At 61.6% G+C, this 18,705-nt stretch carries 17 protein-coding genes and 1 tRNA gene; 9 read left to right on the top strand and 9 right to left on the bottom strand.

From position 1 onward, the window contains the following. Nucleotides 1-127 precede the first annotated feature (127 nt). The gene (gene dxr / locus FB009_RS29910) at nt 128-1,303 is read right to left on the bottom strand and encodes a 1-deoxy-D-xylulose-5-phosphate reductoisomerase (RefSeq protein WP_012067092.1); all 1,176 of its coding nucleotides are present in this window, start codon (nt 1,301-1,303) and stop codon (nt 128-130) included. A gap of 159 nt (nt 1,304-1,462) precedes the next feature. Between dxr and FB009_RS29905 the strand changes: the two genes are divergently transcribed. Next, nucleotides 1,463-2,188, top strand: a complete 726-nt coding sequence (locus FB009_RS29905) for an META domain-containing protein (RefSeq protein WP_024312337.1) — start codon at nt 1,463-1,465, stop codon at nt 2,186-2,188. Between the two features lie 110 nt (nt 2,189-2,298). Further along, nucleotides 2,299-2,493 (top strand): membrane protein, encoded by a 195-nt coding sequence (locus FB009_RS29900; RefSeq protein ID WP_012067090.1) that lies wholly within the window; start codon nt 2,299-2,301, stop codon nt 2,491-2,493. Nucleotides 2,494-2,624: 131 nt separating this feature from the next. On the opposite strand, the gene FB009_RS29895 is transcribed toward FB009_RS29900, so the two are convergent. Next, entirely contained in the window at nt 2,625-2,993 is a 369-nt protein-coding gene (locus tag FB009_RS29895) for a PRC-barrel domain-containing protein (RefSeq protein WP_012067089.1), read from the bottom strand. A gap of 258 nt (nt 2,994-3,251) precedes the next feature. Between FB009_RS29895 and FB009_RS29890 the strand changes: the two genes are divergently transcribed. Together FB009_RS29890 and FB009_RS29885 are read left to right on the top strand one after the other, a co-directional pair. After that, a complete protein-coding gene (locus tag FB009_RS29890; RefSeq protein WP_225996774.1) occupies nt 3,252-3,509 on the top strand; it encodes a hypothetical protein in 258 nt (85 codons plus the stop codon). Between the two features lie 164 nt (nt 3,510-3,673). Beyond that, nucleotides 3,674-3,880, top strand: coding sequence for a cold-shock protein (locus tag FB009_RS29885; RefSeq protein ID WP_012067087.1), 207 nt, complete (start codon nt 3,674-3,676; stop codon nt 3,878-3,880). Nucleotides 3,881-4,092: 212 nt separating this feature from the next. On the opposite strand, the gene FB009_RS29880 is transcribed toward FB009_RS29885, so the two are convergent. After that, nucleotides 4,093-4,169: transfer RNA gene (locus tag FB009_RS29880), tRNA-Arg, on the bottom strand. A 191-nt stretch (nt 4,170-4,360) separates the two neighbouring features. Here FB009_RS29880 and FB009_RS29875 point away from each other — a divergent pair. The 4 genes from FB009_RS29875 (at nt 4,361) to metH (ending at nt 10,934) form a co-directional block, all read left to right on the top strand. After that, nucleotides 4,361-5,257: an ROK family protein gene (locus FB009_RS29875; protein ID WP_012067086.1), complete on the top strand. Its 897-nt coding sequence runs from the start codon at nt 4,361-4,363 to the stop codon at nt 5,255-5,257. Nucleotides 5,258-5,321: 64 nt separating this feature from the next. Further along, nucleotides 5,322-5,816, top strand: coding sequence for a heme-degrading domain-containing protein (locus FB009_RS29870; RefSeq protein ID WP_012067085.1), 495 nt, complete (start codon nt 5,322-5,324; stop codon nt 5,814-5,816). Nucleotides 5,817-5,832: 16 nt separating this feature from the next. Beyond that, nucleotides 5,833-6,981 carry a mannose-6-phosphate isomerase Pmi gene (gene pmi, locus FB009_RS29865; protein WP_012067084.1) on the top strand — a complete coding sequence of 383 codons (1,149 nt, stop codon included), beginning with the start codon at nt 5,833-5,835 and terminating at the stop codon, nt 6,979-6,981. A 179-nt stretch (nt 6,982-7,160) separates the two neighbouring features. Further along, entirely contained in the window at nt 7,161-10,934 is a 3,774-nt protein-coding gene (gene metH / locus FB009_RS29860; RefSeq protein WP_028054246.1) for a methionine synthase, read from the top strand. A 45-nt stretch (nt 10,935-10,979) separates the two neighbouring features. Here the strand turns inward: metH and FB009_RS29855 are convergent, their stop codons facing one another. The 6 genes from FB009_RS29855 to FB009_RS29830 form a co-directional block, all read right to left on the bottom strand. Beyond that, nucleotides 10,980-12,575, bottom strand: coding sequence for a GMC family oxidoreductase (locus FB009_RS29855; RefSeq protein ID WP_012067082.1), 1,596 nt, complete (start codon nt 12,573-12,575; stop codon nt 10,980-10,982). A 144-nt stretch (nt 12,576-12,719) separates the two neighbouring features. Then, nucleotides 12,720-13,712, bottom strand: a complete 993-nt coding sequence (locus tag FB009_RS29850; protein WP_012067081.1) for a branched-chain amino acid ABC transporter permease — start codon at nt 13,710-13,712, stop codon at nt 12,720-12,722. A gap of 1 nt (nt 13,713) precedes the next feature. Further along, nucleotides 13,714-14,601: a branched-chain amino acid ABC transporter permease gene (locus FB009_RS29845; RefSeq protein ID WP_012067080.1), complete on the bottom strand. Its 888-nt coding sequence runs from the start codon at nt 14,599-14,601 to the stop codon at nt 13,714-13,716. Between the two features lie 3 nt (nt 14,602-14,604). Further along, complete coding sequence (locus FB009_RS29840; protein WP_012067079.1) at nt 14,605-15,306, bottom strand: ABC transporter ATP-binding protein; 702 nt, start codon at nt 15,304-15,306, stop codon at nt 14,605-14,607. Continuing rightward, the gene (locus tag FB009_RS29835; RefSeq protein WP_012067078.1) at nt 15,306-16,091 is read right to left on the bottom strand and encodes an ABC transporter ATP-binding protein; all 786 of its coding nucleotides are present in this window, start codon (nt 16,089-16,091) and stop codon (nt 15,306-15,308) included. Before FB009_RS29835 ends, FB009_RS29840 begins: the two co-directional genes overlap by 1 nt. Nucleotides 16,092-16,102: 11 nt before the next feature. Continuing rightward, nucleotides 16,103-17,308, bottom strand: coding sequence for a beta-hydroxybutyrate-binding protein (locus FB009_RS29830; RefSeq protein WP_012067077.1), 1,206 nt, complete (start codon nt 17,306-17,308; stop codon nt 16,103-16,105). A gap of 241 nt (nt 17,309-17,549) precedes the next feature. Here FB009_RS29830 and FB009_RS29825 point away from each other — a divergent pair, with 241 nt between their 5' ends. Further along, entirely contained in the window at nt 17,550-18,497 is a 948-nt protein-coding gene (locus tag FB009_RS29825; RefSeq protein WP_012067076.1) for a LysR family transcriptional regulator, read from the top strand. Nucleotides 18,498-18,705 lie beyond the last annotated feature (208 nt).

Genomic DNA, 18,705 nt, shown 5'->3' with positions numbered 1-18,705 from the left:
GCTCACCCGGCCTCTCTCAATCGCGGCAACGCTTGTGTGGGGCGAGGCGCACCGCCACTTGTCCCTTTGCCCGGCCTGCGTCCAGAAGGTCCGGCAGGCGGATAAGGGGCAGGTTTCCCGACAATCTCTAAGGGATCATCCCAGCGGCCGCCTGCCTGGCCTGCTCATCCGCCGCGAAAACGTCGTCCATGCTCGTGGCGGCCGGCAGGCCGGCAAGATCGTTCATCACCTCTTCGACGATTTCAGCCATGTCGAGGAAGCCGACCCGGCCTTCGATGAAGGCCCCCAGCGCCGTTTCCTTGGCACCGTTCAGCACTGCGCCCTGTAGGCCGCCTTCCTCCATCGCACGGCGTGCGAGCCTGAGCGCCGGGAACCGCACCTCGTCCGGCGCCTCGAAATCGAGCCGCGCGAGCCTGGCGAAGTCGAGCCGTTCGACTGGCAGATCGCAGCGTCTGGGGTAGGAAAGGGCGTAGCCGATCGCGGTGCGCATGTCGGGGCAGCCGAGTTGTGCCAGCACCGAGCCGTCCGCGTAACCGACCATCGAGTGGACCACCGATTGTGGATGAACGATCACCTCGATCTGATCCGGTCGCAGGTTGAAAAGGTGGCGCGCCTCGATCATCTCGAGCGCCTTGTTGAACATCGAGGCACTGTCGATCGAAATCTTGAGCCCCATCGACCAGTTCGGATGGGCGCGGGCGGCCTCTGCGGTCACGTGCTGCATCTCGTCGAGCGACTTGGTGCGAAAGGGGCCGCCGGAGGCGGTGAGCACGATGCGTTCCACGGCATGACGCTGATCGTTCTCCAAGACCTGAAAGATTGCATTGTGTTCGCTGTCGACGGGCAGCAGCCGGCCGCCGCCCTCGGCCACGGCATCGATGAAAAGGCTGCCGGCGGAAACAAGGCATTCCTTGTTGGCCAGCGCGATGTCGGCGCCGCGACGGGCAGCTGCAAGGGTGGGGCCAAGGCCGGCATTCCCGACGATGGCGGCCATCACCCAGCCGGCATCGCGCTCTGCCGCCTCGCTCAGACCAGTTCGGCCGGCCGCGACCTCGATGCCGCTGCCGCTCAACGCATCCTTGAGTTCGCCATAACGATCCCCGTCTGCGGTGACCGCGAGCTCTGCACCCATACGGCGGGCCTGCGCGGCAAGCAGCGGTATGTTGCCGTTACCCGTCAGTGCAGCAACCTCGAACCGATCGCGTCCGCCGAGCCGCTCGATCACGTCGAGCGTGCTGGTTCCGATCGATCCGGTGGAGCCCAATATCGTCAGGCGGCGCTTCAACTCATCGCCGGATGCCATTGCCAATCCCGTATTCTTCTCGTTTTATCGATTTAACTAGGCTCTACAGCCGAACGCTCCCGGCAACAAGGGCGGAGTCATTGCCCTTCTCTAAGAGACAGTGCTCGGGTAAGAATCGATAGCACCGCCTAACGATGATTAAACTTAAGGAGTTCCTGGATGCTGCAAGCCCTGACCGCCGCATCCTGCGCTTGCGTGCTGATAGAACTTGCCTCGATGCAGACGGTTGCCGCCGAAAAGGTCCCGGAGCAGCTCGTCGGGTCCTGGCTGGCCGAAGACATGGGCGGTCGTGGTGTGATCGACGATCTTCAAACCACCCTTGAGATCCGCGAAGACGGGACCTATGGCGGCATGGCCGGCTGCAATCATTTTACCGGGGCGTTCAGCCTTTCGGGCGCAACGATCTCGTTCGGCTTCGCAGCGGCGACACGCAAGATGTGCGTACCCGCGGCAATGGATCAGGAGCGCAAATTTCTGAATGCTCTCGGAGACGAACTGAGTTGGAAAATAGAGGGGAGCAAGCTGACGCTCGCGAGGCCGAACGGCCCGCCTGTCATTCGCTTGACCTTCATGGATTCCCGGGCCTCGGGCGGTGCCGAACTCAAGCTCCGCATCCCCGGCGCCGACGCCGTCGAGCGGCAGATCGTCCGCTATCAATGTGCCGGCAAGACGGTCCAGGCGGAGTATATCAATGCCGGTCCCGTTTCGCTCGCGACACTGGCGATCGAGGGCACCTTCATCGTCGCGTCGAACGTCATTTCCGGATCGGGTGCCAGATATGCCGGCGGGCAGTATGTCTGGTGGACGAAGGGCGACGAGGCGAGGCTTTTCGATACGATGGAGGGCGAGGAAGACCCGGGAATCCTGTGCAGGAAAACGGAATAGTCTGACGGCTCAGTCGTTTCGCAGGTCAAATCTGACCGCTTTCCATTCCGCCTGACCTATGCTCATCTGGTCCAGTGTTTGGTACGGCATACTATCGGAGACGGGGAGCCATGATTGCAGCCTATATCGATGAGATCATCATGTTTTGCGCCGGCCTGTGGATGACGTCAGTGGGTTTCGGATACGTGCAGCTATCCGGTAACCCGGCCACCCGGTCGCCTTGGGTGACGACCTTGAGCGGTCATTTCAAATGGATGGGCCCCCTATTGCTCGTCATTGCGGCCGCTCTGGCAATAGCCTCCTAGGTCACGATGTTTTTAGGTCGGATCGACCTAAAGACATGAACGTAATTCCAAAGATTTGAGTCGCGGGGTGGGGGCGGAACACTGCAATCAGTGTTGCTCATCCCGCCCCCAGCTTCCGGTCTCTCGCACCCTCACACCCAATAGGGCGCAATTCCGTAGTAATCGTAGACCCGGCGGCCGCTCTCAGGGCTCCAATCATAATCCTGTCCCGCAGGATATCTCGGAGCACCTTCGACCTGCTCCTTGGTGATGTTCACCTGGAACCCGCCAAGGCTGGTATCGTAATCGAGCATTTCCCAGGGAAGCGGGTAATGCTCATGTCCGATGCCCAGTATGCCGCCGAAGCTCATCACAGCATAAGCGACGCGGCCACCGCGCTTTTCCAGGATGATCCGTTCGATAGAGCCGACGTTCTCGCCGTTCATGTCATAGACGGTGGTGCCAACCACCTTATCACTTGCGATAAGATCGTGAGATTCATGTAGATCCGGGTTCACCATGTTCTTTCTCCTTCGGTTTCGGCGTGACGGGCTGGAGGTCTAACGGGGGGGCAGGGCGGCTTGTTCCGTTCAGAGTTTTGGTGGGGCTCAGGCGTTCTGGAGTGAAACAATCCTCTGTTTTGGCGGTTATTAGCCCATTCGAGGCCGGCAAGCCGCCGATCGAAGGCGCAGCAATGGCGACGAAGGCCGAAGCTTACGGTTGTCGGCTATGGGTTCCGTGCAGATTCTGGAGGCACCATGCTGACTGAGGAACAAAAATTGAAGTTGGAGCAAAACGTCCGCGATCTCCTTCAAGACTTCGATCAGAGCGGCGCCGCCTTCACGACGCCGATGCTTGTCTCAGCCCTTCGGGAAAACGGCAGGGCTGAAGACGAGCGTCTGCTGGACGAGGCCGACACAGAGGCGTTCATCGCCGATATCGTCACCCGCCGGCGCGACGAGCTGGATGGAGGTCCGCGCCAGATCGTCGTTCTGGAGGAGGATCCGGAGTCCAAATGGGGGTTCAAGGATGCATAGACGGGGGTCGAGCGGAGGCTTGAAACGAGGGTGTTTCCGCCGCCGCACTGCAGTTTGAGCGTTTACTTCCGGCATCGAAGAGCGATGAACAGATTGCGGACGGCGCTTTCGAGCTATAGGCTGCCCCGCGACGGCGATCGGCCGTGAAAAATCGAGGATGAGTTATGGCCACTGGCACCGTTAAGTTCTTCAATGGCGACAAGGGATTTGGCTTCATTACGCCCGAGAATGGAGGCACAGACGTGTTCGTTCACGTGTCTGCCCTGCAGGAGGGCGGTTCGCTGAGCGAAGGGCAGCGGGTGAGCTACGAGATTGGTCAGGATCGTAAGACCGGAAAATCGAGAGCCGAAAACGTCCGCGTACTCAGCTGATTTCCTCAGCTTGTGGCTGCTATGTCTGCTCTTGTGAACGCGGCTCACATCGCCGCGGACGTGTGAGCAGGCTTAACTGTCACCTTCTGTCGCTGCCGACTGGAAGTGCATAGGTAGCAGGTTGGAGCGTTTCAGTTTTTCAACGAAATACTGGAACGCTCCAGAGCGGCCGATAAGCCGCCTTGGGCGCTCGTCGTTATCGTCAGGAAAAATGGTGATCCCGGCGCGATTCGAACGCGCGACCCCCAGATTAGGAATCTGGTGCTCTATCCTGCTGAGCTACGGGACCACTTGGAATAGACCCATACAAAAGCGCAGCCTCTTCGCCAAGTGTTTTTCAGCAGATTTCGGTCTATTTGCGGCGGCTCGCCGGTTCTCGGGGGCTAGCGCCATCAATGTCTCAAATGCTAAGCAGATGCCGCCTCCGCGGAGGCTGGCTCACCTTTCTTGACAGCATTTTCATTCTAAAGATCCTGACAGATGTTTATCGGAATTGACTGGGGCGGCACGAAAATGGAGGTCATCGCGCTTGATCGCGGAGGCGAGACGCGTGCGCGGCATCGCGTTCCAACGCCTACGAGCGGCTATGACGATTGCATCCGAGCCGTCGTGGAACTCGTCGCGGCGGCCGAAAGCACGGCCGGCGAGCGCGGCTCGATCGGCATCGGCATACCCGGAAGCCCCAATCCGCGCACCGGCATCGTGCGCAATTCCAACGCAGTGCTCATTAACGGAAAGCCGCTCGGGCGGGATCTCGAAGCGGCTTTCGGCCGTCCGGTGCGTCTTGCAAACGATGCCAATTGCCTCGCCGTGTCCGAAGCCGTGGACGGCGCGGGCAAGGACGCAAAACTCGTCTTCGGCGTCATCGTCGGAACGGGCCATGGCGGGGGGCTCGCGATCGATCGGAGGGTTCATGCCGGGTATCAGGGTATCGCCGCCGAGATCGGCCATTATCCTCTGCCCTGGATGACCAGGGACGAATATCCGGGGCACAGGTGCTGGTGCGGCAAGCTCGGTTGCCTCGACATGTATGCCTGCGGCACGGGACTTGAACTCGACTACCGCCTGACGACCGGCATGGAACGCCGCGGACGGGACATTATCGAAGCGAGCCGCTCGGGCGATCCGGCGGCATCCGGTGTCTACGAGCGATTCGTCGACCGGTTGGCCCGCAGCCTCGCGCTCTTGACGAATATCGTCGACCCCGACGTTTTCGTGCTTGGCGGGGGCATGTCCAATGTCGACGAGATCTACGCTGAACTGCCGGCATTGATTACGAAATATCTTTTCGGCGACAGTTTCGAAACGCCGATTCGCAAGGCAGTGCACGGCGACAGCTCCGGGGTGCGCGGCGCCGCATGGCTTTGGAAGGAATAGAGAGTGTCGAGCCTCGGCGGGCGCGAGACATCCCATCGTACGGATCACGACAAGCGGAGGCATCATGAACATAGATAACGATCTGCGCCGGATTGCGCTGCAAGAGCAGCAATTGCAGTTCGAGCGCTTCGATCTCGACACGGCGTGGAAACTCGGCGTAACGCTTCGCCGCATGGCCGCGGAGCGCAAGCTCGGCTGCGTCATCGACATCACGCTCTTCTCCATGCAGGTCTTTTATGCCGCGCTCGACGGGGCGACACCGGACAATCCGAACTGGGTACGCCGCAAGCGCAACACCGTGTTCCGCCTGTTCAAAAGCAGCTACGCCACGGGCTTGAGCCTCCTCAAGCAGCAGACGAACCTGCAGGCGAAGCTCGGCCTGGCTGATGCCGAGTTCGCCGCCCATGGCGGCAGCTTCCCGATCGTCGTCAAGGGAACGGGCTGCATAGGTGCAGTGACCGTTTCCGGCCTGCCGCAGCGAGACGATCACAATCTCGTGGTCGAGGCACTGGCGGAACTCCTCGGCGCGAACCACGACGAATTGAAACTCGAGAGCTGACGGAAGCGCATAGGGAATGGATATTCATCTCCAGGCAGGTGCGCTCTCGGGATGGCTGACGGAGGCCGCTCTGCCGCTCTGGCGGCAGAAGGGCTTCGACGGCGGCTTCGTCGAAACGATCCATATGAACGGCGAACCGACGCGCGCCGACCGGCGCTCTCGCGTGCAGCCCCGTCAGGTCTATTGCTTCGCGGCGGCGGGGCGGCGCGGCTGGACCGGGGACTGGCGGATGGCCGCCGAAGACGGCCTTCGCTATTTTGACCGCGTCTACGGACAGCCGAGCGGCTTCTACGGGGCCCTGGCAAATGCGGATGGCGAACTGATCGATCCCTCCTTCGATCTGTACAACCAGGCCTTCGCCCTGCTTGCCTTCGCCCATATGGCGGAAGCCTTGCCGGAGCGCAAAGCCGAGATGGTGGAACGCAGCGACAATCTCAGGCGAAAACTCTGGAGCCATTGCAAACACCCGCTCGCCGGCTTCGAGGAAGATAACCCTCCACGCCTGCCGCTCGGCTCCAATCCGCACATGCATCTCTTCGAGGCCTGCCTTGCAAGCCAGGAGGCGGAGGGATTCGATCGCAACGCCTGGACCGATCTCGCCGACGAGATCGCAAATCTAGCGATGGACTGCTTCATCGACGCCGAAAGCGGCGCGCTGCGCGAATTCTTCGACCATGACTGGCGACCGTTTCCGGGCGCGAAGGGCCGCATCATCGAGCCGGGCCACCATTTCGAATGGGCGTGGCTGCTCCTGCGCTGGGCGGAACGGCGCGGCAACGACCGAGCGATCCTCAAGGCGCGGCGGCTCTTCGAAATAGGGGAGACGCACGGGCTGTGCCCGGGCCGCGAGGTGGTGGTCATGACGCTGCTCGATGATTTCTCGATCGCCGATCCGGTCGCACGGCTTTGGCCGCAGACGGAGTGGCTGAAGGCGGCGATCCGTTTCGCGGCTCTCACGGACGGCGCCGAGCGGCAGCGTTATCTGACTTCGGCCAGACGCGCCACCACGGCGTTGCAGCGCTTCCTGGACGTGCCTGTTCGGGGCCTCTGGCGCGACAAGCAGAAGGCGGATGGCAGCTTCGTCGAAGAGCCGGCGCCGGCGAGCACGTTCTATCATATTCTTTGTGCGATCCATGAGCTGGAGGATTGCCTTAAGCGAATGTGACGGGCCGAAAACGCCGCACACAATCTTAGTCGTCCCGCTTTTGAACGGCCCGCCGCACACGCCGGCGGGCCGTTTTGCCGTCCGGTCTCCAAACGTGACCGACACGTATGTTGACATAAAGATATGTTTATGTGAGTAAATCAATAATCATTTGTCGTTTTCAGAACGGGAGATCTCCCATGTCCGCCTCCGACGACCTCTTTGGACACGTTTCGCCCAAGCCGGATGGCTCGGAAATCTTCCGCCAGCTCGCACAGGCGGCCGCCGAGCGTATCCTCATCATGGACGGCGCAATGGGGACGGAGATCCAGCAGCTGGGTTTCGTCGAGGATCACTTCCGGGGCGAGCGTTTCGGCGCCTGCAATTGCCATCAGCAGGGCAACAACGACCTTCTGACGCTCACGCAACCGAAGGCGATTGAAGAGATACATTATCATTACGCAATCGCCGGTGCCGACATTCTGGAGACCAACACCTTCTCCTCGACCCGGATCGCCCAGGCCGATTACGGCATGGAGGACATGGTCTACGACCTCAATCGCGATGGCGCGCGGTTGGCGCGGCGTGCTGCGCGGCGGGCCGAGGCAGAGGACGGCAGGCGGCGCTTCGTGGCTGGCGCACTCGGGCCGACCAACCGCACAGCCTCGATCTCGCCGGACGTCAACAATCCCGGTTATCGTGCCGTCAGCTTCGATGATCTGAGGCTTGCCTATTCCGAGCAGGTGCGTGGTCTGATCGATGGCGGTGCCGACATCATCCTGATCGAGACTATTTTCGACACACTGAATGCCAAAGCCGCGATCTTTGCGACGCAGGAAGTGTTCGCGGAGAAAGCTGTTCACCTGCCGATAATGATATCAGGCACGATCACCGATCTTTCCGGCCGCACACTCTCGGGACAGACGCCAACGGCTTTCTGGTATTCGGTGCGTCATGCATCGCCGTTTACGATCGGCCTCAACTGCGCGCTCGGGGCCAATGCGATGCGTGCCCATATCGACGAGCTCTCGGCGATAGCCGATACGCTGGTCTGCGCCTATCCCAATGCGGGCCTGCCCAACGAATTCGGCCAGTACGACGAAAGCCCCGAGCAGATGGCGGCGCAGATCGAGGGCTTCGCCCGGGACGGCCTCGTCAATGTCGTCGGTGGCTGTTGCGGCTCGACCCCGGCTCATATCCGCGCCATCGCCGAAGCGGTTGCCAAATATCCGCCGCGCCGGGTGCCGGAGACCGAACGCCTGATGCGGCTTTCCGGCCTCGAGCCCTTCACGCTCACCGACGAGATCCCCTTCGTCAATGTGGGAGAACGCACCAATGTCACCGGCTCGGCGAAGTTCCGCAAGCTGATCACTGCCGGGGACTACGCCGCCGCACTCGAAGTCGCGCGCGATCAGGTGGCGAACGGCGCCCAGATCATCGACGTCAACATGGACGAAGGCCTCATCGATTCGAAGCAGGTCATGGTCGAGTTCCTGAACCTCGTTGCCTCGGAGCCGGATATCGCGCGCGTGCCCGTGATGATCGACTCGTCCAAGTGGGAGGTCATCGAAGCAGGACTCAAATGCGTCCAGGGCAAGGCGCTGGTGAACTCCATCTCGCTCAAGGAAGGCGAGGAAGCGTTCCTGTATCACGCCCGTCTCGTGCGCGCCTATGGCGCCGCCGTCGTGGTGATGGCGTTCGACGAGAAAGGGCAGGCCGACACGAAGACCCGCAAGGTGGAGATCTGCCGCCGCGCCTACCGCTTGCTGACGGAAGAGGTGGGCTTTCCGCCGGAGGACATCATCTTCGACCCGAATATCTTCGCGGTCGCGACCGGCATCGAGGAGCACGACAATTACGGCGTCGACTTCATCGAGGCGACGCACGAGATCGTCGCGGCGCTGCCGCACGTCCATATCTCCGGCGGCGTGTCGAACCTGTCCTTCTCCTTCCGCGGCAACGAGCCCGTGCGCGAGGCGATGCACGCCGTTTTTCTCTACCATGCGATCCAGGCCGGCATGGACATGGGCATCGTCAATGCCGGGCAGCTCGCCGTCTATGATGCGATCGACGCGGAGCTGCGCGAAGCCTGCGAGGATGTCGTGCTCAATCGCCGGTCCGATGGAACCGAGCGCCTGTTGGAAATCGCCGAACGCTATCGCGGGCAGGGCGGGAGCCAGGGCAGGGAGAAGGATCTAGCCTGGCGCGAATGGCCGGTCGAGAAAAGGCTCGAGCATGCCCTCGTCAACGGCATTACCGAATTCATCGAAGCCGATACCGAGGAAGCCCGGCTCTCTGCCGAGCGGCCGCTGCATGTCATCGAAGGGCCGCTGATGGCCGGGATGAACGTGGTGGGCGACCTCTTCGGCTCGGGGAAGATGTTTCTGCCGCAGGTGGTCAAATCCGCGCGCGTGATGAAGCAGGCCGTTGCGGTGCTGCTCCCCCATATGGAGGCGGAAAAGCGTGCCAATGGCGGCGGCGAGGCGCGCGAGAGCGCCGGCAAGATCCTGATGGCGACCGTCAAGGGCGACGTGCACGATATCGGCAAGAACATCGTCGGCGTCGTGCTCGCCTGTAACAACTACGAGATCATCGATCTCGGCGTCATGGTATCCTCGGCCAGGATTCTCGAAGTGGCGCGCGAGCAGAAGGTTGATATCATCGGCCTTTCCGGCCTCATTACGCCATCGCTGGACGAGATGGCGCATGTCGCTTCCGAGCTGGAACGGGAGGGCTTCGACCTGCCATTGCTGATTGGCGGCGCGACGACCAGCCGCGTGCACACGGCGGTAAAGATCAATCCGCGCTACAGCCTCGGCCAGACGGTCTATGTCACGGACGCAAGCCGTGCCGTCGGCGTCGTATCGAGCCTGCTCTCGCCGGAGGTCCGCGACGGCTACAAGGAAACCATCCGCGCGGAATATCTCAAGGTTGCCGAGGCGCATGCGCGCAACGAAGCCGAGAAGCGTCGTCTGCCTCTCTCGCAGGCACGCGCGAACGCGGTAAAGATCGATTGGGAGGCGCATCGGCCGAAAGTGCCGTCCTTCCTCGGCACGCGCGTTTTCGACGGATGGGATCTTGCCGAACTCGCCCGCTATATCGACTGGACGCCCTTCTTCCAGACCTGGGAAATGAAGGGCGTTTATCCACGCATCCTCGACGACGAGCATCAAGGGGCGGCTGCCCGCCAGCTCTTCGAAGACGCGCAGGCGATGCTGGCGCAGATCGTGGCGGAAAAATGGTTCGCCCCCAAAGCCGTGGTCGGCTTCTGGCCGGCCGGCAGCGTCGGCGACGACGTCCGCCTCTTCACAGATGAGACGCGCAAAGGTGAGCTTGCCACCTTGTTCACGCTCCGCCAGCAACTGGTGAAAAGAGACGGACGTCCGAATGTCGCCCTGGCCGATTTCGTTGCTCCGGCCGAGAGCGGCAAGCGGGACTATGCCGGCGCTTTCGTCGTCACCGCCGGTATCGAGGAGGTGGCGATCGCCGAACGCTTCGAGCGCGCCAACGACGACTATTCTTCGATCATGGTCAAGGCGCTGGCCGACCGCTTCGCCGAGGCCTTCGCCGAGCGGATGCATGAATATGTGCGCAAGGAGCTTTGGGGCTATGCCGCGGATGAAGCCTTCACGCCGCAGGAATTGATCGGCGAGCCCTATGCCGGCATTCGGCCTGCTCCCGGCTATCCGGCACAGCCCGACCATACCGAGAAGGAGACGCTTTTCCGGCTCCTGAATGCCGAGGCAGCGATCGGCGTGAAGCTCACCGAGAGCTATGCCATGTGGCCGGGCTCCTCTGTATCTGGCCTCTATATCGGTCACCCCGATTCCTACTATTTCGGCGTCGCCAAGATCGAGCGCGATCAGGTGGAAGACTATGCCGAGCGCAAGCAGATGAGCGTGCGGGAAGTCGAGCGCTGGCTGTCGCCGGTCCTCAACTACGTGCCGGCCCCGGAGGCCGAGGCGGCGGAATAGACTGAACGGGCAGCGGAAAACGGCTACGCACTTTTCCTAGTTGCTCTAGCGATCTGCAGCCAGGATCATCTCGGCTGCCTTTTCCGCGATCATGATCGTCGGCGAATTGGTGTTGCCCGAGGTGATGGTCGGCATGATCGACGCGTCGGCGATCCGCAGGCCGGCGAGGCCGCGCAGCCGCAATTCCGGATCGACGACGCTCGCCTGGTCGCCCCCCATGCGGCAGGTGCCTACCGGGTGGAAGATCGTCGTTCCGATCTCGCCCGCGGCGCGCTTCAGGTCTTCATCCGTTTCGTAGCTCGGGCCGGGCTTGAACTCGACCGGTTTGTAGCGGGCGAAAGCGGGCTGCGAGACGATGCGGCGGGTGAGCCGGATCGCCTTCACGGCCACCTCCCGGTCGGCCTCGGCCGAGAGATAGCGCGGACGGATATTCGGCGCCGCGGCGAAATCCGGGCTCTTCAGATGCACCGAACCACGGCTTTCCGGCCTCAGATTGCAGACGCTTGCCGTAATTGCGGGGAAGGGATGCACCGGTTCACCGAACTTTTCGAGCGTTACCGGCTGTACATGATACTGCAGATCCGGCGTTTCCTTTTCCGGACCTGAGCGCGTGAAGATGCCGAGCTGGCTCGGCGCCATTGCCATGGGGCCGGAGCGGCGGACGAGATATTCGAGACCGATCGCAGCCTTGCCGAAGAGCGAAGTGGCTTTTTCGTTGAGCGTAGGCACGCCCGTGACCTTGTAGGCGAGGCGCAATTGCAAATGGTCCTGCAGGTTCTCGCCGACGGCGGGCAGCTCATGGCGGACCTCGATGCCGTTTTCGCGCAGCACGTCGGGTCGGCCGATGCCGGAGAGTTCCAGGATGTGCGGAGAACCGATTGCGCCGGCGGAAAGCACCACCTCTCGACGGGCCAGCACGCTTTTGGTGACCCCGTCATGCTGGAACTCGACGCCGGAGACACGTCGATCATTGAGAACAAGTCGGCGGACATGGGCTTTCGTGAGGATTGTGAGATTGCGTCGGCGCATCGCAGGCCTGAGAAATGCCTTGGCCGTGTTCCAGCGGATGCCGGACCGCTGGTTGACGTCGAAATAGCCCGAACCCTCGTTGGTTCCGCGGTTGAAGTCGTCTGTCTCGGGGATGCCGGCTTCGGTGGCGGCCTTCTGGAAAGCGTCGAGCACGGCCCATCGGACGCGCGCCTTCTCGACCCGCCATTCGCCGCCTGCGCCGTGCATTTCGTCGGCGCCGCGATGGTGGTCCTCGCATTTCCTGAAGAGCGGCAACACGTCATTCCAGCTCCAGCCGGCGCAGCCGAGCTGGCGCCAGAGGTCGTAGTCGCGCGCCTGCCCGCGCATGTAGATCATTCCATTGATCGAGGAGCAGCCTCCGAGAACCTTGCCGCGAGGATAACCGAGCGACCGGCCGTTGAGCCCTTCCTCCGCGGCCGTGGTGAAGCACCAGTCGGTGCGGGGATTGTTGATGCAATAGAGATAGCCGACCGGAATGTGGATCCAGTGATAATTGTCGCTGCCGCCGGCCTCCAGCAACAGAACGCGGCGATCCGGGTTTTCCGACAGGCGATTGGCGAGCACGCAGCCGGCACTGCCCGCTCCGACGATGATGTAGTCGAACGTGTCCATGCTTTTCTCTTTGTCGAGGTCCCGATGGTTCGGACCGATGCTCGATCACGATGTTTTTAGGCCGGGTCGGCCAAAACATGACTCCAGTAAGTGAGAGCGGAATACGGGCGGAAAACCGCACATTTTTCCTCATCTCGCTCGAGGTCAGTGCTTGTGCCTGTGCTCGAAGCCGAGCTTGCGGCCCAGCCGGGAGTTGTAAAACTCACCAACGATGCCGCGGCGGAACAGAAGCACGCAAACCATGAAGACGACTCCGGTGATGATGGTGACCGGGAATTCCGACGTCGCCAGGTAGTTCTGCAGCGTGACGACGAGGCCCGCCCCGAAGATCGGTCCGATCAGCGTTCCGATGCCGCCGAGAAGCGTCATGAGGATGACCTCGCCCGACATCTGCCAGCTGACGTCGGTCAGCGTCGCGAACTGGAAAACGAGCGCCTTCAGACCGCCGGCGAGACCGGTAAGTGCCGCCGACATGACGAAGGCTGCGAGCTTGTAGTTTCTTACCGAATAGCCGAGCGACACCGCCCGCGTCTCGTTTTCGCGGATCGACTTCAAGACCATCCCGAAGGGCGAATTGATGATCCGCCAGATGATTGCGATGCCGATGACGAAGACGGTGAGCACGAAATAATACATGTTCGTCGGCTGCAAGAGATCGATGACTCCGAGGAGATGGCCGCGAGGCACCGACTGAATTCCGTCCTCGCCTCGAGTGAACCCGGACTGGAGGCAGAAGAAATAGAACATCTGCGCCAGTGCCAGTGTGATCATGGCGAAGTAGATGCCCTGCCGGCGAATGGCGAAGAAGCCGATGACGGCGCCGAGCAGCGCCGCGCCGAAGACGCCGACGAGGATTCCGAGTTCGGGTGGGACGCCCCATTCCTTCACGGCATGGGCGGTGAAATAAGCCGCCCCGCCGAAAAAGGCAGCGTGGCCGAACGAGAGTAGCCCCGTATAGCCGAGCAGCAGATTGAAAGCGCAGGCGAACAGCGCGAAGCACAGAAGCTTCATCAGGAAAACGGGATAGAAGAACAAGGGAGCAAGCAGGAGGCAGGCAAGGCCCACGCCGAGGAACACCGTCTGAACGATGAACGGCGAACGCTCCTTCCGCTTGGCGAGATCGAGTGTCAATGTCATATCAGGCATCCCGGCCGAAGAGACCCGCGGGCCTCAGCAGGAGAACGATGGCCATGATCACGAAGATCACGATGTTGGAGGCTTCCGGGTAGAAGACCTTGGTCAGTCCTTCGGCGACCCCGAGCAGGTAGCCTGTGACGATTGCGCCCATGATCGAGCCCATGCCGCCGACGACGACCACCGCGAAGACGACGATGATGATGTTCGAGCCCATCAGCGGCGAGACCTGATAGATCGGCGCGGCAAGGACTCCGGCAAGCGCGGCGAGCGCTGCGCCGAGCCCGTAGGTCAGTGTCAGCAGGAAGGGCACGTTGATGCCGAAGGATTGCACCAGAACCGGGTTCTCCGTTGCGGCGCGCAGATAGGAGCCGAGCTTGGTCTTCTCAATGACGAGCCAGGTGCCGAGGCAGACGATCAGCGAGAAGACGATGACCCAGCCGCGATAGATGGGAAGGAACATGAAGCCGAGATTGGCTCCGCCGGCCAGCAGCGCCGGTGTCGCATAGGGCTGGCCGGATGCGCCGTAAATATAGCGGAAGGTGCCTTCTACGGTCAGGGCCAGGCCAAAGGTGAAAAGGAGACCGTAAAGTGGGTCGAGAGAATAGAGCTGCCTCAGCATCGTGCGTTCGATCGCGGCGCCGATGAGACCGACGAGGAGCGGCGCAAGAACCAGTGCCGGCCAATAGCCGATTCCGAGATAGGAGAGCAGCAGCCAGGCGATGAAGGCGCCGAGCATGTATTGAGCGCCATGGGCGAAATTGATGACACGCAAGAGCCCGAAGATGATGGCGAGGCCGAGACTGAGGAGTGCGTAGAAGGAGCCGTTGATGAGCCCGATCAGGAGCTGCCCTAGGAAAGCCTGAAGTGGGATTCCGAAAATCATCGTCATGGCTTACACCCCGAGCACATCATGCAGCATTTCCATGCGCCCGGAAAGCTCCGAGACCGGGAACTCGCCGGCGACACGCCCATGATCCATCAGGTAGAAGCGGTCCGCGACCTTGCTTGCGAACCGGAAGTTCTGTTCCACCAGCAGAACGGTCATGCCCCTTTCCTTCAGCTTCTTCAGCACCTCGCCGATACGCTGGACGATGACGGGGGCGAGTCCTTCGGTCGGCTCGTCGAGCAGCATCATCCTGACCCCGGTACGCAGGATGCGGGCAATGGCCAGCATCTGCTGCTCGCCGCCGGAGAGCTTGGTTCCGGTGCTGTTACGGCGCTCGTGGAGATTGGGAAAGAGCTCGAAAATCTCGTCGATCGTCATGCCGCCCTTAGCGAGCGCGGGCGGCAGCACAAGATTCTCATAAACGGAAAGCGTCGAGAAGATGCCACGCTCCTCCGGGACGTAGCCCAGGCCACGGCGGGCGACGCGGTGAAGGGGCACACGCATCAGGTCCTCGCCGGCAAAGCTGATTTCGCCCTTGCGCTCGCGCACGATTCCCATGATCGCGCGCAGCGTCGTCGTCTTGCCGACGCCGTTGCGGCCGAGCAGCGTGACCATTTCTCCCTCGCCGACGGTCATGTCGACGCCGTGCAGGACATGGCTTTCGCCGTACCAGGCGTTGAGGCCAGCCACCTTGAGAAGCGGTTTCATCAGGAAGTCTCCTCCGTGCCCATATAGGCGGTGCGCACGCGTGGGTCCTCCGACACCGTTGCATAATCCCCTTCGGCGAGGATCTCGCCACGCTGCAGGACGGTGACGTGGTGGCAGAGCGTGGCGACGACCGAGAGATTGTGCTCGACCATCAGCACGGCACGCTCGCGTGCCACTTCGCGGATAATCTCGGCGACCATGCCGACATCCTCATGCCCCATGCCCGCCATCGGCTCGTCGAGCAGCAGCACCTTCGGCTCGAGCGCCAGCGTGGTGGCGATCTCGAGCACGCGCTTGCGACCGTAGGAAAGGTCCGCGGCAACGGCGTTCACTTCCTTCTCGAGACCGACCGAACGGATCAGTTCCTCGGCCTTGCCGTTCAGCGCGTCCAGCGCCGAAAGAGGTTTCCAGAACTGGGTCGCGAGGCGGTTCGGCCGCTGCAGCGCCACCCGGACATTGTCGAGCACTGTGAGGTGCGGAAACACTGCCGAGATCTGGAACGAGCGCACGAGGCCCATGCGGGCGACCTTGTCGGGTGCAGTCTTGGTTATGTCTTCGCCGAGCAGGGTAATCGTGCCGTGTGTCGGCTGCAGGAACTTCGTCAGCAGATTGAATACGGTGGTCTTGCCGGCCCCGTTCGGGCCGATCAGCGCATGCACGCGGGCATGATGGACGTCGAGGTCGACGTCCTTGACGGCGGTAAAGCCGCCGAAGTCGCGGCGCAGCCCGCGGGCGGAGAGGACCACCCGCGGCGCTTCGTTCACCAGAGGCGTGGCGACAGCCATCGTCGTGCCGGTCAGGACTTCACGAGTTCGCAGCCGCTCTGGGCCGGATCCATGAAGGCTTCCTTTCCGGGGATGGTCGCGAGCACCTTGAAGTAATCCCAAGGCTCCTTGCTCTCGTCCGGTTTCTTCACCTCGAGCAGGTACATGTCGTGGACCATCCGGCCGTTCGGTGCGACCGTCCCGTTCTTGGCGAAAACGTCGTCGACCGGCAGCGCATGAAGTTCCTTGGCGACTGCTTCGGTTTCGTCGGTGCCGGCCTTCTCGATCGCCTTCAAATATTGCAGCACGGCCGAGTAGGTGCCGGCATGAACCATGTTCGGCATCTTGCCGGTGCGCTCCATGAAGCGTTTGCCGAACTTGGCGCTCTCCTCATCGCGGTTCCAGTAGAAACCCTCCGTCAACGTCAGCCCCTGCGCGGCTTCAAGGCCGAGGCCGTGGACTTCGGCAAGCGTGAAGAGCAGAGCCGCGAGGCGCTGGCCGCCCTGAACGATCCCGAATTCGGCCGCCTGCTTGATGGCGTTGGAGGTGTCAAGGCCGGCATTGGCAAGGCCGATCACCTTGGCTCCCGAGGACTGCGCCTGAAGGAGGAAGGAAGAGAAATCGGTGGAGGCGAGCGGATGGCGGACGGCACCGACGACGGTACCGCCGTTCTCCTTGACGTAGTTGCCGGTATTTTCCTCGAGCGAATAGCCGAAGGCATAGTCAGCGGTCAGGAAGAACCAGCTGTCTCCGCCCTGTTTGACCAGCGCACCGCCGGTGCCGACTGCGAGCGAATGGGTGTCATAGGCCCAGTGAAAACCATAGGGGCTGCACTGTTTGCCGGTCAGCTCCGTCGTCGCCGCTCCGGTTACGATGTCGATCTTCTTCTTCTCCTTCGAGATCGCCTGGACCGCGAGCGCAACGGAGGAGGTGGTCAACTCCATGATACTGTCCACCTGTTCGGTGTCGTACCATTGCCGAGCAATATTCGAAGCGATGTCCGGCTTGTTCTGGTGGTCTGCCGTAACCACCTCGACAGGAACGCCGAGCACTTTGCCGCCGAAGTCTTCGACCGCCATGAGCGCCGCCTCGTAAGACGATTTGCCGCCGAAATCGGCATAGACGCCGGATTGGTCGTTGAGGATGCCGATCTTCACCTTGCCGTCGGATGCGTCGGCAAGGGCGGCCGTGCTGCTGGCGAGCACCATTGCCAGCGTGGCGATCAGTTTCTTATGCATTTTTCCTCCTCCCAAAGGTTGTTCCGTGCGACGGGAGCCGCCGTGCCAAAACAGATAGAGCTCGCCGGCGTCCTTTCGAGGCCCCGGTCGTCTCCGATGTCGCTCTGTTCAAATTTGGCCAGACATACTCCTCCAATGCCGGCCGAGTATTTACCATCCAGAAAATTTTGCTTGGAAGCAAGGCGGGTGCCCCGTAAATTGCAAACAGCATCTGTTCATTTTTGAACAGGAAGGGAGGGGCATGAATCCGAATTTTACCTGGGACGACCTGCAGTTCTTCCTCGCCGTCGCGCGGACGGGGCAGCTTTCGACCGCGGCGCGGCGCCTGAGGACGAGTCACGCGACGGTGTCGCGCCGTATCGACCGGCTCGAATTCGCACTCAAAGTAAAGCTATTCGAGCGCAATCCGCGCGGGTATGTGCTGACCACGATGGGGCAGCGGTTTGTCGAGACAGCTGAGCGGATCGAGCGGGAGACCGAGCAATTGCAGCTCGACATCAGTGACGGCATGACGGCGCAACGCGGCGTTGTTCGGCTGAGCACGCTCGAAGGCTTCGGCAACTTCTTCCTTGCGGACCGGCTATCGGACTTTGTGGGCCGCTATCCCAACATCTCGCTCGAACTGGTGGCGATCCAGCAGATCATGTCGCTGTCGCGCAAGGAGGCCGATGTCGCGGTAGCGCTCGCCGCACCGAAAGCAGGGCCTTACCATTCGGAAGTGCTGACACCCTATACGCTGCATGTCTATGGCGCACGCAGCTATCTCGCGGGTCATCCGCTGATCCGTACACGCAACGATCTCGGTTCGCACCGCTTCGCCGGCTATATCGACGACATGATCTTCACGCCGGGGCTCGACTATCTCGGTGAATTACAGCCCGGGCTCCGGGCCCATTTCCAAAGCTCGAGCATTCTCACCCAGTTGAAGGCGGTGCGACAGGGATTGGGGCTCTGCGTCCTCCCGCACTTCATGGCCAAGGATGAGCCTGATCTCGAAATCGTGTTGCCGGACGAGATCGCACTCCAGCGGACCTATTGGCTGATCTGCCACCGCGACCTGATCGGGATGCCCCGGGTGAAGGCCCTGCGCGATTTCCTTGTCGATTCCGTTGCCGCGAACCGGGGCTGCTTCCTGCGTGAAATCCTGTCCGCTCCGGCGGGTTCACGTCGGGCCCTTGAACATCAATAGGTCGTTAACCATATAGGACCGGCAGGCACGGACTTTCCTGGGCGCGAGCGCTCAAAAAAACGATCGCCACTCTGCCCGGTTTCGGATCAGTTCGCGGCCGAAAGAATAATTCCTTCAAAAACAGCCACTTACGATTTTCTCGTAATTTTTTGAAATTGGTTGTTGACTGGGGAAAGGGCTGGGGTCTATAAGCCCGATCACTGACGAG

The organism is Sinorhizobium medicae (assembly GCF_007827695.1).
In the GTDB taxonomy this organism is placed as follows: Bacteria; Pseudomonadota; Alphaproteobacteria; order Rhizobiales; family Rhizobiaceae; genus Sinorhizobium; species Sinorhizobium medicae.
Note: the sequence above shows the minus strand (reverse complement) of the source record. Positions and strands in the feature narration are given on the sequence as shown.

What these genes read in the sequence shown, in the direction of transcription:
- FB009_RS29855 (WP_012067082.1), bottom strand. Translation starts at nt 12,575, where the DNA reads ATGGACACGTTCGACTACATCATCGTCGGAGCGGGCAGTGCCGGCTGC.
- metH (WP_028054246.1), top strand. Translation starts at nt 7,161, where the DNA reads ATGTCCGCCTCCGACGACCTCTTTGGACACGTTTCGCCCAAGCCGGAT.
- FB009_RS29840 (WP_012067079.1), bottom strand. Translation starts at nt 15,306, where the DNA reads ATGAAACCGCTTCTCAAGGTGGCTGGCCTCAACGCCTGGTACGGCGAA.
- FB009_RS29875 (WP_012067086.1), top strand. Translation starts at nt 4,361, where the DNA reads ATGTTTATCGGAATTGACTGGGGCGGCACGAAAATGGAGGTCATCGCG.
- FB009_RS29900 (WP_012067090.1), top strand. Translation starts at nt 2,299, where the DNA reads ATGATTGCAGCCTATATCGATGAGATCATCATGTTTTGCGCCGGCCTG.
- FB009_RS29885 (WP_012067087.1), top strand. Translation starts at nt 3,674, where the DNA reads ATGGCCACTGGCACCGTTAAGTTCTTCAATGGCGACAAGGGATTTGGC.
- FB009_RS29845 (WP_012067080.1), bottom strand. Translation starts at nt 14,601, where the DNA reads ATGACGATGATTTTCGGAATCCCACTTCAGGCTTTCCTAGGGCAGCTC.
- FB009_RS29850 (WP_012067081.1), bottom strand. Translation starts at nt 13,712, where the DNA reads ATGACATTGACACTCGATCTCGCCAAGCGGAAGGAGCGTTCGCCGTTC.
- FB009_RS29895 (WP_012067089.1), bottom strand. Translation starts at nt 2,993, where the DNA reads ATGGTGAACCCGGATCTACATGAATCTCACGATCTTATCGCAAGTGAT.
- pmi (WP_012067084.1), top strand. Translation starts at nt 5,833, where the DNA reads ATGGATATTCATCTCCAGGCAGGTGCGCTCTCGGGATGGCTGACGGAG.
- FB009_RS29870 (WP_012067085.1), top strand. Translation starts at nt 5,322, where the DNA reads ATGAACATAGATAACGATCTGCGCCGGATTGCGCTGCAAGAGCAGCAA.
- dxr (WP_012067092.1), bottom strand. Translation starts at nt 1,303, where the DNA reads ATGGCATCCGGCGATGAGTTGAAGCGCCGCCTGACGATATTGGGCTCC.
- FB009_RS29830 (WP_012067077.1), bottom strand. Translation starts at nt 17,308, where the DNA reads ATGCATAAGAAACTGATCGCCACGCTGGCAATGGTGCTCGCCAGCAGC.
- FB009_RS29905 (WP_024312337.1), top strand. Translation starts at nt 1,463, where the DNA reads ATGCTGCAAGCCCTGACCGCCGCATCCTGCGCTTGCGTGCTGATAGAA.
- FB009_RS29825 (WP_012067076.1), top strand. Translation starts at nt 17,550, where the DNA reads ATGAATCCGAATTTTACCTGGGACGACCTGCAGTTCTTCCTCGCCGTC.
- FB009_RS29835 (WP_012067078.1), bottom strand. Translation starts at nt 16,091, where the DNA reads ATGGCTGTCGCCACGCCTCTGGTGAACGAAGCGCCGCGGGTGGTCCTC.